Origin of the sequence: uncultured Oxalicibacterium sp. (genome assembly GCF_913776015.1) — a bacterium.
Lineage (GTDB): Bacteria > Pseudomonadota > Gammaproteobacteria > Burkholderiales > Burkholderiaceae_D > Oxalicibacterium.
The window spans coordinates 1-14,166 of the sequence record NZ_CAJYMD010000061.1; the positions used below are offsets into that span (position 1 = coordinate 1).

Below are 14,166 nucleotides of genomic sequence, written 5' to 3' on the forward strand. Positions count from 1 at the left end.
GTGTTCGATTTCGCCTGGGTGTTCAGTCCGGTGGTATGGATTGCCGGCATTGCCGTGGGGGCGGCCTGTGCCTTTATCGGCGGCTGGGTCGGATTGCGGCATGTACTGAATCAGCCGCCCTTGCAGACGCTTCGCGAAGCGTAATGGCGTTGCAAGGCTGTTATTGCAAGTAGGCTTGCGCTGCTCTTGAGAGGTGCGAGAGAGGAGGCCGATACGGTATCATTGCAGGCTATGAGTACGACAGACGATCAAACACAGGAACCGCAGCGCAGGCTGTATGACTTACTCGATGGCGAAGCCGGCGTGCGTGCGCTGGTAGACCGTTTTTACGATCTGATGGATCTGGAACCGGCATTCGCAGGTATCCGCGCCATGCATCCCCCTTCGCTCGATGGGTCGCGCGACAAGCTGTTCTGGTTTCTTTCCGGCTGGACTGGCGGCCCGAATCTGTTCATTGAGCGTTTTGGTCATCCCCGTCTGCGTGCGCGCCATTTGCCGTATGCGATCGGTAACAGTGAACGCGATCAATGGATGCAATGCATGGATATGGCAATGAATGATGTTGGCATGGTGCCGTCGCTGCAAGCGCACATGCGTCATGCCTTTGCCGAAACGGCTGACTGGATGCGCAACAAGCAGGACTGATGGAGGCGGGCGGCTGAAAGCCCGTTTCTGCTGCTTTGCCCGCTACGGGGCGTGCTTGTCTGGTAAGGCAAAATCCGTCGCGCACCTCTTCAAGATGCGCCTCTTGATCATCTCTTCCTTTTTTCCGCCATGAGCGAATTCCAATTTCTGATTCTCCTGGGCGTGCTTGGCATCGCCGTCGTACTGCAAATTCTGCTTTTGTTGCGCAACAAGACGGTTGATCAAGCACCGCAATTGGCCGCCTTGCAGACGGAATTGCAACGTAGTCAGCAGCAGGGCAGCGATCGCATCGAACGTGAATTGCGTGATCAGGTGCAATCGAGTGCACAGGCAACGCGGCAAGAGCTTGGCAGCAATTTTGCACAGTTCCAGCAGGCGCTGACGGCCCAGCTGACAGGTGTGGCCACGTTGCAGAACAACCAGATCGACGGCTTCGCCCAGCAACTCGCCAAACTCAACGAAGCCAATGCGCAGCAACTGGAAGCTATGCGGCAGGCTATTTCGTCACAGGCGCAAACGGGTCGTGAAGAGCAGGCGGTTGCTCTCAAGCGTTTTGGCGACACCTTGAACCAGACGCTGGCAACACTGACCGAATCGAATGCACAGCGCATGGCGGAAGTACGCGCGACGCTTGAAGCAAAAATCCGTGATCTGCAAACCGACAACGGTACGCGTCTTGAAGAGATGCGCAAGACGGTCGATGAAAAGCTGCATGCCACGCTGGAGCAGCGGCTTGGCGAATCCTTCAAGCTGGTGTCCGATCGGCTGGAAAAAGTGCATCAAGGCTTGGGTGAGATGCAGCAACTGGCGATCGGCGTGGGCGATCTCAAGCGCGTGCTGACCAACGTCAAGACGCGCGGCACCTGGGGCGAAGTGCAACTGGAACTGCTCCTCGAACAATTGCTGACACCGGATCAGTACGCCAAGAACGTGGAGACAATCCCACGCAGTGGCGCGCGTGTCGAGTTTGCCGTCAAGCTGCCGGGCAGTGACGATAGCAATGTGCCAGTCTGGCTGCCCATCGATGCGAAATTCCCCAAGGAGCAATACGAACGTCTGGCGGAAGCGGCCGAGCGTGCCGATGCCGATGGCGTGACTGCCGCAGGGCGCGAACTGGAAGTTGCGGTTCGTGGCGAAGCGAAAAAGATTGCGGAAAAATACCTGTCGCCACCCCTGACGACAGATTTCGCCATTTTGTTCCTGCCGACAGAAGGCTTGTACGCAGAAGTGATGCGTCGTCCTGGCTTGAGCGATGATTTGCAACGCACGCATCGCGTGGCGATTGCCGGGCCATCGACGTTGTCGGCTTTGTTGAATAGCCTGCAAATGGGTTTCCGCACATTGGCGCTGGAAAAACGCTCGTCCGAAGTGTGGCAGGTGCTGGGTGCGGTCAAGACCGAATTTGGCAAGTTCGGCGATGTGCTCGCAGCAACCAAGACCACGCTGGAACGCGCCGCCAAGAATATCGAGCAGGCCGAAACGCGTACACGCCAGATGTCGCGCAAGCTGAAATCCGTCGAGGCATTGCCGACCGAAGCTGCGCAGAAATTGCTCGGCGGCGAAGCATTAGGTGATCTTTTCGACGACAAGGAGTAATGACGGCAGCGCATCTGCACGAGCGCGCATACTCTTGTCATCGTCGGCAGCCATTGCCAATTCATGTTAGATTCTCGCCCTCTGGTTATTGTGTACGCATGTGTGCATCAACCGGATTGTTCTCGGGGCGGGGTGCAATTCCCCACCGGCGGTAATGATGCCTTGGCATCGAGCCCGCGAGCGCCTGTCATGTCTTTTGTGTCGTTACAGATGTGGTCAGGGTCAGCAGATCCGGTGAGATCCCGGAGCCGACGGTCATAGTCCGGATGAGAGAGAACGGAATTTCCACCATGCTGCATCCTTTGATGTCGGTATGGCGTTTTCCGCTTGATCCAGCGCCCCTGTTATTTTCTTCCGCAACAGGAGCTTCATTCATGCAACAGGCAGTATCTCGTCAAGCACGTGCACGTCGCGTCGCCTTCATTCAATCAAGCTGGCACAAGGAAATCGTTGATCAATGTCGTATTGCGTTTGTTGAAGAGATGGGCAAGCGTGGCTATGCCGAAAACGCCATCGATTTCTTTGAAGTAGCAGGCGCGTTCGAAATTCCCTTGCAGGCAAAAATTCTGGCGCGCAGTGGTGTTTATGGCGCGGTCGTCGGTACAGGGCTGGTTGTCGATGGCGGCTTGTATCGTCACGAATTCGTTGCACAGGCGGTCATCAGCGGTTTGATGCAGGTACAACTCGAAACGGAAGTGCCCGTTATTTCAGCTGTGCTGACGCCACATCAATTCCATTCACACGACGATCACCAGCAGTTCTTCTTCCAGCATTTCCTGGTGAAGGGCAAGGAAGCTGCACACGCGTGCGCTGATACGATGGCGCGCCTGGAGAAAATCGACCAAGTTCTGCAGCAACATTTGGCTGCTTAAGGAAATAGTGGTTTCAGCCACTGTGATCATGATGATTTGATCAGCGCAGCGGCGATGCAAATTAAAAAAGGGAGCCAAGGCTCCCTTTTTTATGGGCCTGATCGTTGAATCGATCAGGCTATATGTGTTGCTTACTGGCGTGTCTCAACTTGTACCAGCGGTTCGCTCGAGAGTGGAGGCAACGGTTTGCGTTCACGTGGCACGCGAGGTGCGATCACGATCTTGGCTGCTTCTTCCTGTGCCAGACGCAGCTTTTCAGGATTGGTCGAAGCCAACTCCAGACCTGCCGCGCGCAGTACTGCATCCAGATCGGTTGCATGACCATTGCCATTGACGACCGGTGCCGCGGCGTTGGTCACTTCTACAGGCGCAGCAACGATTTCCTTTGCGGGTTCTGCGGCCATCGTGGCTGCAGGCGCGATAGTCGCGGTTGTTGGTGCTTCGGTGACCAGCGTTTCCGTGACCGGGGCAGCTACAACGATACTTTCGGCTGGGACAGGTGCAGCGACTGCTGCAGGAGCCGCTGTTTCGCTTTCAATCAGTTGCTTTTCTTGCGGTGCGGCGATCAGGCTGTCGAGCACGCTGACAGGGGCTGTTTCTTCATGCGCTTCCTGTGTGGCGACGGATGCCGAAGTGCTGTCCGAAGTGGCTTCAGCCATCACTGCTGCAACATTGTCTGCGTTATTGGACTGTTCCGCTTCCGTGCCATCTTCATTGCCGGTTTCGTTACCTGCATTTTCGCCGTTTTCACGATCACGACGATTACGGTTACGGCCACCGCGACGACGACGACGACGTGGTTGTTCATCGCCATTCGCGGCTTCCAGCGGTTGACCGTTGACGTCCAGCAGCACAGCTTCGGTTTCGTTTGCTTCCGGTGCTGATGTTGCTGTAGCCAATGCGGTAACGGCGGCTGCCACCGGAGCAATCACTTGTTCCTCGGCGACGACTTCCTTGTTGCGTTCTTCACGTGGTTGACGTGGTGCACGCTCACGACGGTTTTCACTGCCGCCTTCGCGTTGCTCACGTGGCTCACGTGCTTCACGCGGTTCGCGAGGTTGACGTGGCTGGCGTTGCACTGGCACTTCGGTGCTTGCTGCCGCAGGCGCTGCGGGCTTGGTTACGGCCGCTTCTTCGCGCTCCTCGCCGCGTTCGCGTCCACCACGACCACCGCGACCGCGATTGCGTTGTTGATTGCGTGAACCATTGCCATTGGCACCGCGTTCGCCACGTTCACGTGGTGCGCGTGCAGATTTTTCTTCGGCGACAGGTGCGGGCGCAGCAGGTGCTGCCGGAGCGCCACTAAAGAAAGCGATGATTTTCTGGAAGAAGCCTTGCGACTGCGGTGCAGCAGCAGGTGGGGCAGCTTCGACCGGTTTGCGATCAACGATCGGTGCCGGTTGAGCAGGCGTGATGCCTTTGACTACCGCTTCCTGGCGTGGCTTGGCGACTTCATCCTTGCTGCGCTTGCCGTAGCTGATATCGGTATCGGCTTGCTCCGCCATGGCATAGCTGGCCTGCGCATCTTCGAGGCGTGGATCGTCGTGCTTGATACGTTCGAGCTTGTAGTGCGGTGTTTCCAGATGCTTGTTCGGAATCAGGATGACCGAGACGCGATGACGCGTTTCGAGCTTCAAGACTTCGCCACGCTTTTCGTTGAGCAGGAATGCTGCGACATCCACCGGCGTTTGCACGTGGATGGCTGCCGAATTTTCCTTCATCGCTTCTTCCTGGATGATACGCAGGACTTGCAGGGCGGAGGATTCGGTATCGCGGATGTGGCCGGTACCATTGCAACGTGGGCAGGTCACGTGGCTGCCTTCGGACAGCGACGGACGCAGACGCTGGCGCGACAGTTCCATCAGGCCGAAGCGCGAAATCTTGCCCATCTGGACACGAGCGCGATCATGGTGCAGCGCTTCTTTCAGGCGGGTTTCGACTTCACGCTGGTTCTTGCTGTTCTCCATGTCGAAGAAGTCGATCACGATCAGGCCGCCCAGATCGCGCAGGCGCAACTGACGTGCCACTTCATCGGCTGCTTCGCAGTTGGTGTTGAACGCCGTGGTTTCGATATCGCTACCGCGCGTGGCGCGCGCCGAGTTGACGTCGACCGAAACCAGCGCTTCGGTGTGGTCGATCACAATCGCGCCGCCCGATGGCAACGGTACGGTGCGTGCGTAAGCGGTTTCGATCTGATGTTCGATCTGAAAGCGCGAGAACAGTGGTACGTCGTCGCGGTAGCGTTTGACGCGATGCACCATGTCCGGCATCACGTGGCTCATGAACTGCTGTGCCTGTTCGTAGATGTCGTCGGTGTCGATCAGGATTTCGCCGATATCCGGCTGGAAGTAATCGCGGATGGCGCGGATGACCAGCGACGACTCCTGATAGATCAGGAAGGCGCCAGGAGCCGATTTGCCGGCACCTTCAATGGCGCGCCATAGTTGCATCAGGTAATTCAGATCCCACTGCAATTCATCGACATTGCGGCCGATGCCGGCAGTGCGGGCGATGACGGACATGCCTTGAGGCAAGTCCAGCTTGTCCATGGTTTCGCGCAGTTCCTGGCGATCTTCGCCTTCGACACGACGCGAGACGCCACCACCACGCGGGTTGTTTGGCATCAGAACCAGATAGCGGCCGGCCAGCGAAATGAAGGAGGTCAGAGCGGCGCCTTTGTTGCCGCGCTCTTCCTTTTCAACCTGCACCATGATTTCCTGGCCTTCGCGCAGGGCATCCTTGATGCTGGCGTTACGGACGTCGATGCCTTCCTTGAAGTAGGAGCGGGCAACTTCTTTAAAGGGAAGGAAACCGTGACGATCTTCACCATAGCTGACGAAACAGGCTTCGAGAGAAGGTTCGATGCGGGTGATGACACCCTTGTAGATGTTGGACTTGCGTTGTTCGCGTCCAGCGGTTTCGATATCAATATCGATGAGTTTTTGCCCATCGACAATCGCAACCCGCAGTTCTTCCTGCTGTGTTGCGTTAAAAAGCATGCGCTTCATGGTTGTGCTCCGCGACCCGTAGGTCATTAATGTGTCCGCAGAATGACGGCATCCATAACAACCAGACATGGCCGGCAAATCTTGCTCAAGTGCATCGACAATCTGCTTGTCGGAACTTGGCACAATCCGCAACGGATATGCATGACAACATGGATGGCGTAACGCCTATCGAACAGCAATTTGGTACAGGGGATGTACGCGAGGCAGGAAGGGCCGGGGAGGGAAATTGCCTTGATGTGTGAGGCTCAGCGTCGAAACGCTGCCGTCACAACGGGCGCGGATGCAGTCAATTGGCTGTTGCGTACAACGCCGTCTTGTATCGTGCGCATCGAATCAAACGAGCGCGACGCATACAAACGCAAACCAGCCGAATCGGGCCTGGCAGACACGGGAGAGCGACAACACAGTAAACCTACATCAGCCGGCGAGCTCATCGTTTTCGACGAGCTCGCCGGACTTTATCCTAACAATCCAGACATTCTTGACCAACACCCGAATGCGTTATCCGATCGCAACGACGGTGCAACCCTGACTCGCAGAGGGGTGGTGCATACACATCTTTTCCATCTAATTTGCAAATTGGCGAGGCTGAGGGATAAGCCCCTGTGTAGAATGTGCTTTTTATTCTTACACTTGCGCCGACCCAGTTGCCGACGCGAATCGATTATATATTCAAAATGAAGGACTTAGCGAGATTTTCGGGGAAGCCGCTGCAGAAAGATCCCAAGCCCCGTTCCGAGCAGGTCCCGCCTCCAGCCGTCCAGGTGCAGTTGGTGACGATTTCCGAGGAAGAAGCTGGCCAGCGCATCGATAATTTCCTCTTGCGCGTGTGCAAGGGTGTACCCAAGTCGCATATATATAGAGTGCTGCGCTCGGGTGAGGTACGTGTCAATAAAGGTCGTATAGATCAAACCTATCGACTGGCTGCTGGTGATACGGTTCGCATTCCCCCCATCCGCATGGCAGAAAAAACGCAATCGGCAGTGCCAGGTGCGGAATTCACGATTCTGTTCGAAGATAGCCATCTGCTGATCATCGACAAGCCCGCGGGTGTTGCGGTGCATGGCGGTTCCGGCGTCAGTTACGGCGTGATCGAGCAGTTGCGTGCTGCACGTCCCGATGCCAAGTTTCTCGAGCTCGTACATCGCTTGGATCGCGAAACGTCGGGCGTATTGCTGTTGGCCAAGAAGCGTTCGGCCTTGACGAATTTGCATGAGCAGATTCGTGGTGGCGAGCCGGATAAACGCTATTTCACCTTGGTGCAGGGCGATTGGAAAAACAATCGGCAGCACGTCAAGTTGTCACTTCACAAATATTCCACGCCCGATGGGGAGCGTCGTGTACGCGTGCAATCGGATGGCATGGCTTCGCACACGATCTTCAATCTGATTCAGCGTTACGAAGGATTTGCCTTGCTTGAGGCAGAGCTGAAGACGGGCCGTACGCACCAGATTCGCGTCCATCTGGCTTCCAGTGGTTTTCCTATCGTGGGCGATGACAAGTATGGCGATTTTGCACTCAATCGCCTTTTGCAGAAAGCCGAAGAAGGCCGTCCCGCGCTCAAGCGGATGTTCTTGCATGCCCACCAGATAACCTTCCTGCATCCTGAGACAGGGCAGCAAATGACGATTCGCGCCAAGTTACCGCCTGATTGCGAACGTTTTCTCAAAAGCCTGACGAAAACGGTTTGATTTCGCGATGTGCTTCCGGTAGCGCAGAACATTCTCTTATTCAGTAAAAAGGAGCGGCGGCGTTAGCTGCCACGCATGGCAAAAAAGCAATTCGATCTGATCGTTTTCGATTGGGATGGCACCTTAATGGATAGCACGGCGACGATCGTGGATTGTATTCAGGCGGCGGCCCGGGATCTGGGACTGCCTGTGCCGGATCAGCGTGCCGCGTCGCATGTCATCGGCCTGAGTTTGCAAAGCGCAATGGAAACGGCTATTCCCGATGTCGATCCTCGCTTCTATCCGCAAATCGTGGAGCGTTACCGTTATCACTACCTGACGCAGGATCACGGCCTGACCTTGTTCGCGGGTGTCCCGGAGATGCTCGAAGACCTGACGGGGCAAGGTTATTTGCTCGCAGTGGCCACTGGCAAGAGCCGGGCAGGGCTGGATCGAGCATTGGACGTCTCAGGTCTGCGTCGATTTTTCGATGCGACACGTTGTGCGGACGAGACGTTTTCCAAGCCGCATCCCGCGATGTTGCAGGAAATTACGAAAGACCTCGGACAAGAGATGCATCGCACAGTCATGATTGGCGATACCACGCATGATTTGCTGCTGGCGCGCAATGCGGGAGCGTCGGGCGTTGCCGTACATTACGGTGCGCATACGCCTGACGATCTGCGGACTTTGTCGCCGCTGTATGCGGCCAATTCCGTCGCCGAACTGCATGCATGGCTTTCGCATAATGCGTGAGATGATGGGTGGGAACTGGATTCCTGTTTGCGATGGCGTGTTGCTGGAAGAGGGCGGAAAAGGCGTCCGCTTTCCTCTAGTCGTCGGCGGCGAGCGAACGACGGGTTTTGTGGTGCGGTATCGTGGGCAGGTGTATGCCTATCTCAACCGTTGCGCACATGTACCGGTCGAACTGGATTGGAATGAGGGCATCTTTTTTGAGTCGAGCGGTGATTATCTGGCCTGCTCGACGCATGGTGCCTTATATCTGCCCGAAACCGGGCTTTGCAAGTTGGGCCCGTGCCGAGGGCGCAGTTTGCGACCGCTGCGTGTTCGTGAAGAAGCAGGACAGATATTCTGGCAACCGGACGATTATGTAACACCCGCAGGTGCATGAGCACGGCGGTAACTTTCGAGTATCAACCATGAGTAACGATTACGATCAGGACAAGCAGACCAACCCGGTTTTTTCGTCACCGCGCAAGGAAGGCTGGGAGCGTGAGGTGCTGGAAAAGCTGGCTTTTGCCACCATCAAGGAACAGCGCGCACGCCGCCGTTGGGGAATTTTCTTCAAGACGATTACCTTGGCGTTGGTCGGTTTTGCGATCTGGACGGGTGTGAATACGGCAAGTGACGGCAAGGAAAGTGTCGGTCCTCACACGGCACTTGTGAAGATCGACGGCACCATTGAAGCTAAGGGGGCCGGGGATGCGGAAACGGTAATTTCTGCGCTGACCAAAGCCTATGCCGATCCCGGATCGGTTGGTGTGATTCTGCAGATTAACAGTCCTGGCGGCAGCCCTGTTCAGGCAGGCATCATCAACGATGAAATCATGCGTTTGCGCGCAGAAAATCCAAAAAAGCCTTTGTATGTGGTGGTTGGCGAGATTTGTGCATCGGGTGGCTATTACGTTGCGGCAGCGGCAGATCGCATCTACGTCAACAAGGCCAGCATTGTTGGTTCCATCGGTGTGCTGATGGATGGCTTCGGTTTTACTGGCGCGATGGAAAAATTCGGCGTCGAACGTCGCTTGCTAACGGCTGGTTCGAACAAGGCCTTCATGGATCCTTTCAGCCCGCAGTCCGATACGCAAAAGATTTATGCGCAGGATATGCTCAATGAAATTCATCAGCAGTTCATCGACGTAGTGCGCAAGGGGCGTGGCGCACGTCTGAAGGAAACTCCGGAAACCTTCTCGGGCCTGGTCTGGACCGGAGCAAAATCGGTGGAGATGGGTTTGGCAGACGGGTTTGGCACGGTGGAAAGTATCGCGCGTGACCAGTTCAAGTCGACCAATATCGTGGACTATACGCAGCGTGAAGCGATTTCCGATCGTGTCTTGAGAAAGTTTGGCGCTGCTGCTGGCGCTGCGGCGATCAAGACTGCCACGACCGAGCTATCCACACCAAGCTTGAAATAGCATTTGGTAAAAGGCGATGGACCGGCGACAAATGATAGGAATAATTTCTATTTCTGCCCTTGAATCCCGGTCTCGCTGAACTATATTGAAGCCGTCACCATCATCCTGAAACAGGTGGTTAAAAACGGTCTCGCAACACTGGGTTGCAGTCGTTTCACCGAGGTGACGCAAACAGGTCGATGACCTGCCACATGCCTTCTTGGAAGGCAAGCAAAGCGGCGATGCAATATCGCCGCTTTGCACTTTCTGGCCTGCTTTTTCTTCTTTTTTGTTCCGGAATGCGTGGCGGATGATTCGCCTATTCGGCCAGCAGCAAAAACACCGTGGGTTTCTTTTGCAAGTCAGGCCCTTTATTTGCGGCCAGATCCGCTTTCCATTTGCTTGCCGTTTTCGTCTGTATGTTTTCGTTTGGCAACGTGAGATCGGTCGCCACGCATATCAGCGTTTTGGGTTGGCACGTCGTTGCCAATGTCTCCAGCATAGCCGCATTGCGATAAGGTGTTTCAATAAAAAACTGCGTCTGTTTTTCATGACGCGCACGCTCCTCCAATTGCCGGATGCGTTTGATGCGTGACGCAGGATCGACCGGCAAATAGCCATTGAAGGCGAAATTCTGTCCGCTCAAGCCACTGGCCATGACGGCCAGCAGCAGGGATGATGGGCCTACCAGCGGTTTCACGGTGATGCCTTGTGCATGTGCCAACCGCACCAGGTTTGCGCCGGGATCGGCCACTGCGGGTACGCCGGCTTCGGAAATTAGGCCACCATCGCTACCTTCGAGTATCGGTTTGAGCAATGTCGGCAAAGTCTGCGGATCGCTATTGACATTGAGTTCTGCGATCTTGATTTCCTGCAAAGGACGAGCAAGCGGAACCTGTACATCGATCAGCTTCAGAAATGCACGTGTGGTTTTGGCGTTTTCTGCGACGAAATAGCCAAGTCTCGCCGTGATTGCTTGTACTTCGACGGGAATGATGTGCGCCAATGGGCTCGCATTGTCCGTTGCTGCAGGGCCGAGCGTATTGGGAATAAGGTAAAGCGTGCCAGCCATGTTTTTGGTCCGGATCAGTTGAAAAAAGTCACATTGGCATGGCGTAGCATGCTTGTCAGTGTGATAAGTGGTAGGCCGGTAAGCGCAGTAGGGTCATCTGTTTCAATTTTTTCCAGAATCGCAATGCCTAATCCTTCATTTTTCGCGCTGCCAGCGCAGTCGTAAGGTTGCTCGGCGCGCAGGTAGGCATCTAGTTCGGCTTCAGGCAGGTCGCGAAAATGCACACGCGTTTGCACGTTGGCTTGTTGCACGCGATGTTGGGCTTGCGAACGATTGTCGAGCAGGCAAAGCGCTGTATGGAAAATGACAATTCGTCCACGCATGCTGAGTAGTTGCTGCAGCGCATTGTCATGCGTGCCGGGTTTGCCGATTTGTCTGCCATCGAGCGTGGCAACCTGATCCGAGCCAATGATCAGGGCGTTCGACACGCGGGCGCTGATGGCTTCCGCCTTGGCTTGTGCAAGTCGCATCGCCGTGATTTCGGGTGTCTCACCATCCAGAGGTGTTTCGTCGATATCGGGGGAAATCGTTTCAAAAGGCAGTCGCAAGCGTGACAGCAACTCTTTTCGATACACGGAGCTGGAGCCTAGAATCAGGCGCGGATTTGTGTCAGAAGAAGACATTTTTGAAGTTATTTGAATGACCGCTCAATAAAAACACGCTAACGCTTTGACGTGTAAGGAAAAAGCCTGTTATTATCGCAGGTTTTCCGGGTTCGGCCAGTCATGAGCGCTTCTGTCATCGACGTTTTTGATTTCTGCAGGCTCGCAGAGCAGCGCGAGGGTGCGTTGGCAGGGGCTGAACTTCCGCGACTTGCCGAAGAGGCGGTTGACGGAAATCCGGTACTTTCGTGGTCTTTGCGTGGCGATGTCAATCAGTATGGGCATGCACGCGTGGCGATGAAGGTTTCCGGAAGTGTCACCTTGGTCTGTCAGCGTTGCATGAAGCCGTTCGAGCATCAGATCGATTCGGCGCAGGTGCTGGTGTTTGCGCAATCCGATACGGAAGCGGATGAGATCGAGGCCTTGCTGGATGATGAATCGATCGATGTTGTGGTCGCTCAGAAATCCACGAAGGTAGCTGATCTGATCGAAGACGAAGCACTGTTGTCGCTGCCATCTTCACCTCGTCATGAGGTATGTCCGGATCGTGATGCCGCATCAATACTTGAGGAAGTGCGCAAGCCTTCGCCATTTGATGTGCTCAAGGGGCTGAAGCAGTAAATCACATGGTGTCTGCAAAATGCGGGTGCCTGGTAGTAGGAATTGTCGATTTGCAGCAGTTTTGCAAAGCGAATATGTTAGAATTTTCGAACTTAAGGTTTAGGAGTCATCATGGCTGTTCAACAAAACAAGAAAACCCCGTCCAAACGCGGCATGCATCGTTCGCACGACTTTTTGGTCGCGCCACAACTGAGCACCGAGCAAACCACGGGTGAGACGCATATGCGTCACCACATCAGCCCTAACGGCTTCTACCGCGGCCGTAAAGTGTTGAAAACCAAAAACGACGAATAATCCATTCTCGTTCAGGCGAAGAAAGCGGCGCGTTGGTTAGACCAGTTTGCGCCGTTTTTTCATATGCTGATCCAGCGCATTGCGTCATTTTGATCAAGCCGAACTTCTGGCCCTTTAATCAGCGGCTGGACTGCGCCCTGAATCAATCCGATGACAATTAAAATTTCTATCGACTGCATGGGTGGCGATCACGGCCCGGCGGTTACCATTCCCGCTGCCTTGGCATTCGCCGAGAGCGAGCCGGAAGCGGAGCTTATTCTCGTCGGTCCCGAGGCGGCACTCGCTGCCGAGTTGAAAAAACTCAAGGCTGACACTCATCCTCGTTTGAGCATCGTGAATGCCACAGAAGTGGTGACGATGGAAGATACGCTTGAAGTAGCCTTGCGCCGCAAGCGTGACTCGTCCATGCGTGTGGCGATCAGCCTTGTCAAGGATGGTCGTGCGGATGCGTGCGTTTCTGCCGGTAATACCGGTGCCTTGATGGCGATTTCCCGCTACCTTCTTAAAACAGTTCCCGGTGTCGATCGTCCTGCGATCTGCAGCTTGCTGCCGAATCAAAAAGGTCGTCCGACCTACATGCTTGATCTGGGTGCCAATGTCGATTGCGAGCCGCAGCATTTGCATCAGTTTGCATTGATGGGCTCAGCGCTGGTGTCTGCCATGGAAGGCAAGGGCAAGCCGACGGTTGGCTTGCTGAACGTGGGCGAGGAAGACATCAAGGGAAATGACCTCGTCAAGCAAACAGCCTTGCTGCTGCGTGCCGATCATGAAAAAGGCACGCTCAATTTTTACGGTAACGTCGAAGGCGATGACATTTTCAAAGGCACGACTGATATCGTCGTGTGCGATGGCTTTGTCGGCAATGTGACGCTCAAGGCTTCCGAAGGACTCGGTCGTTTCGTCAAGGGCGTACTGACGACTGAGCTTAAGAGTGGTCCGCTCAATATGCTCGGCGCCATCATTGCGCGCGGCGCATTGAAGAAGATTTCCCAGCGCCTGAATCCGTCCAGCTACAATGGCGGCAGTCTGCTCGGGCTGCGTGGTCTGGTATTCAAGAGCCACGGTGGTGCCGATGCGTATGGCTATCAATGGGCGATCCGTCGCGCGTTCGACGCCGCGAAGAATGATCTGCTTGCGCGTATTTCGACCAAAATGGCCGACTTCATGCCACCAGTCGAAGTCGCAGCGGATGCAGATCAAATCGCCGCTACAGACAATACAGAACAGAAAACTGCATGACTCTTCACAGCAAAATTATCGGCACGGGCAGCTATTTGCCGCCCAATCGTGTAACCAATCAGGATCTGGCAGCGCAACTGGCCGCCAAAGGCGTCGAGACGTCGGATGAGTGGATCGTTTCGCGCAGCGGCATTTCCGCGCGCCACTATGCCGCCGAAGGTGTGCAATCGAGTGACCTGGCTGTGGAAGCGGCCAAGAGGGCACTGGAGATGGCCAAGCTGTCGGCCAATGATATCGACCTCGTGATTCTGGCTACCTCGACACCGGATTTCTTCGGTGGTTTCCCCAGCACGGCTTGCGTCGTGCAGCGCAAGCTTGGCATCAATAACGGTTGTCCCGCGCTTGATGTGCAGGCAGTGTGCAGCGGCTTCGTCTATGCATTGACGACGGCGGACAAATTCATCAAATCCGG

The 14,166-nt window shown here is 55.3% G+C and carries 13 protein-coding genes, 1 pseudogene and 1 riboswitch; of the genes and pseudogenes, 11 read left to right on the forward strand and 3 right to left on the reverse strand.

Translation table 11 applies throughout. The annotated features are described in order from the left end of the window. Positions 1-231: 231 nt before the first annotated feature. The 3 genes from QZ725_RS10490 to QZ725_RS10500 all read left to right on the forward strand — a co-directional run bounded on the left by QZ725_RS10490 (position 232) and on the right by QZ725_RS10500 (position 3,113). Positions 232-645: a group II truncated hemoglobin gene (locus tag QZ725_RS10490; protein WP_293779270.1), complete on the forward strand. Its 414-nt coding sequence runs from the start codon at positions 232-234 to the stop codon at positions 643-645. A 129-nt stretch (positions 646-774) separates the two neighbouring features. Beyond that, a complete protein-coding gene (rmuC, locus tag QZ725_RS10495) occupies positions 775-2,241 on the forward strand; it encodes a DNA recombination protein RmuC (protein ID WP_293779272.1) in 1,467 nt (488 codons plus the stop codon). A 114-nt stretch (positions 2,242-2,355) separates the two neighbouring features. After that, positions 2,356-2,523, forward strand: a riboswitch (FMN riboswitch). Between the two features lie 92 nt (positions 2,524-2,615). Then, a complete protein-coding gene (locus QZ725_RS10500; RefSeq protein WP_293779274.1) occupies positions 2,616-3,113 on the forward strand; it encodes a 6,7-dimethyl-8-ribityllumazine synthase in 498 nt (165 codons plus the stop codon). A gap of 131 nt (positions 3,114-3,244) precedes the next feature. Here the strand turns inward: QZ725_RS10500 and QZ725_RS10505 are convergent, their stop codons facing one another. Continuing rightward, positions 3,245-6,121 (reverse strand): Rne/Rng family ribonuclease, encoded by a 2,877-nt coding sequence (locus QZ725_RS10505; RefSeq protein ID WP_293779276.1) that lies wholly within the window; start codon positions 6,119-6,121, stop codon positions 3,245-3,247. Positions 6,122-6,798: 677 nt separating this feature from the next. On the opposite strand from QZ725_RS10505, the gene QZ725_RS10510 reads away from it, so the two are divergent. The 4 genes from QZ725_RS10510 to QZ725_RS10525 all read left to right on the forward strand — a co-directional run bounded on the left by QZ725_RS10510 (position 6,799) and on the right by QZ725_RS10525 (position 9,947). Next, a complete protein-coding gene (locus tag QZ725_RS10510; RefSeq protein WP_293779279.1) occupies positions 6,799-7,812 on the forward strand; it encodes an RluA family pseudouridine synthase in 1,014 nt (337 codons plus the stop codon). Between the two features lie 75 nt (positions 7,813-7,887). Then, on the forward strand, positions 7,888-8,547 hold the full coding sequence (locus tag QZ725_RS10515; RefSeq protein WP_293779281.1) for an HAD-IA family hydrolase: 660 nt from the start codon (positions 7,888-7,890) through the stop codon (positions 8,545-8,547). 1 nt (position 8,548) lies between these two features. Next, the gene (locus QZ725_RS10520; protein ID WP_293779294.1) at positions 8,549-8,923 is read left to right on the forward strand and encodes a Rieske (2Fe-2S) protein; all 375 of its coding nucleotides are present in this window, start codon (positions 8,549-8,551) and stop codon (positions 8,921-8,923) included. Positions 8,924-8,951: 28 nt separating this feature from the next. Next, the gene (locus QZ725_RS10525) at positions 8,952-9,947 is read left to right on the forward strand and encodes a S49 family peptidase (protein ID WP_293779283.1); all 996 of its coding nucleotides are present in this window, start codon (positions 8,952-8,954) and stop codon (positions 9,945-9,947) included. A 298-nt stretch (positions 9,948-10,245) separates the two neighbouring features. Here the strand turns inward: QZ725_RS10525 and QZ725_RS10530 are convergent, their stop codons facing one another. Then, complete coding sequence (locus tag QZ725_RS10530) at positions 10,246-10,998, reverse strand: SAM-dependent methyltransferase (RefSeq protein WP_293779285.1); 753 nt, start codon at positions 10,996-10,998, stop codon at positions 10,246-10,248. Between the two features lie 14 nt (positions 10,999-11,012). Further along, on the reverse strand, positions 11,013-11,621 hold the full coding sequence (locus QZ725_RS10535) for a Maf-like protein (RefSeq protein ID WP_293779287.1): 609 nt from the start codon (positions 11,619-11,621) through the stop codon (positions 11,013-11,015). A gap of 102 nt (positions 11,622-11,723) precedes the next feature. Between QZ725_RS10535 and QZ725_RS10540 the strand changes: the two genes are divergently transcribed. From QZ725_RS10540 to QZ725_RS10555, 4 genes and pseudogenes are all read left to right on the forward strand, one after another. Continuing rightward, positions 11,724-12,221 carry a YceD family protein gene (locus QZ725_RS10540; protein WP_293779289.1) on the forward strand — a complete coding sequence of 166 codons (498 nt, stop codon included), beginning with the start codon at positions 11,724-11,726 and terminating at the stop codon, positions 12,219-12,221. Positions 12,222-12,332: 111 nt separating this feature from the next. After that, positions 12,333-12,515: a 50S ribosomal protein L32 gene (gene rpmF, locus QZ725_RS10545; RefSeq protein ID WP_188380116.1), complete on the forward strand. Its 183-nt coding sequence runs from the start codon at positions 12,333-12,335 to the stop codon at positions 12,513-12,515. Positions 12,516-12,665: 150 nt separating this feature from the next. Continuing rightward, positions 12,666-13,754, forward strand: a complete 1,089-nt coding sequence (gene plsX / locus QZ725_RS10550) for a phosphate acyltransferase PlsX (RefSeq protein ID WP_293779292.1) — start codon at positions 12,666-12,668, stop codon at positions 13,752-13,754. After that, positions 13,751-14,166: pseudogene (locus tag QZ725_RS10555) on the forward strand (3-oxoacyl-ACP synthase); the annotation flags it as partial. The gene plsX and the pseudogene QZ725_RS10555, both read left to right, overlap by 4 nt.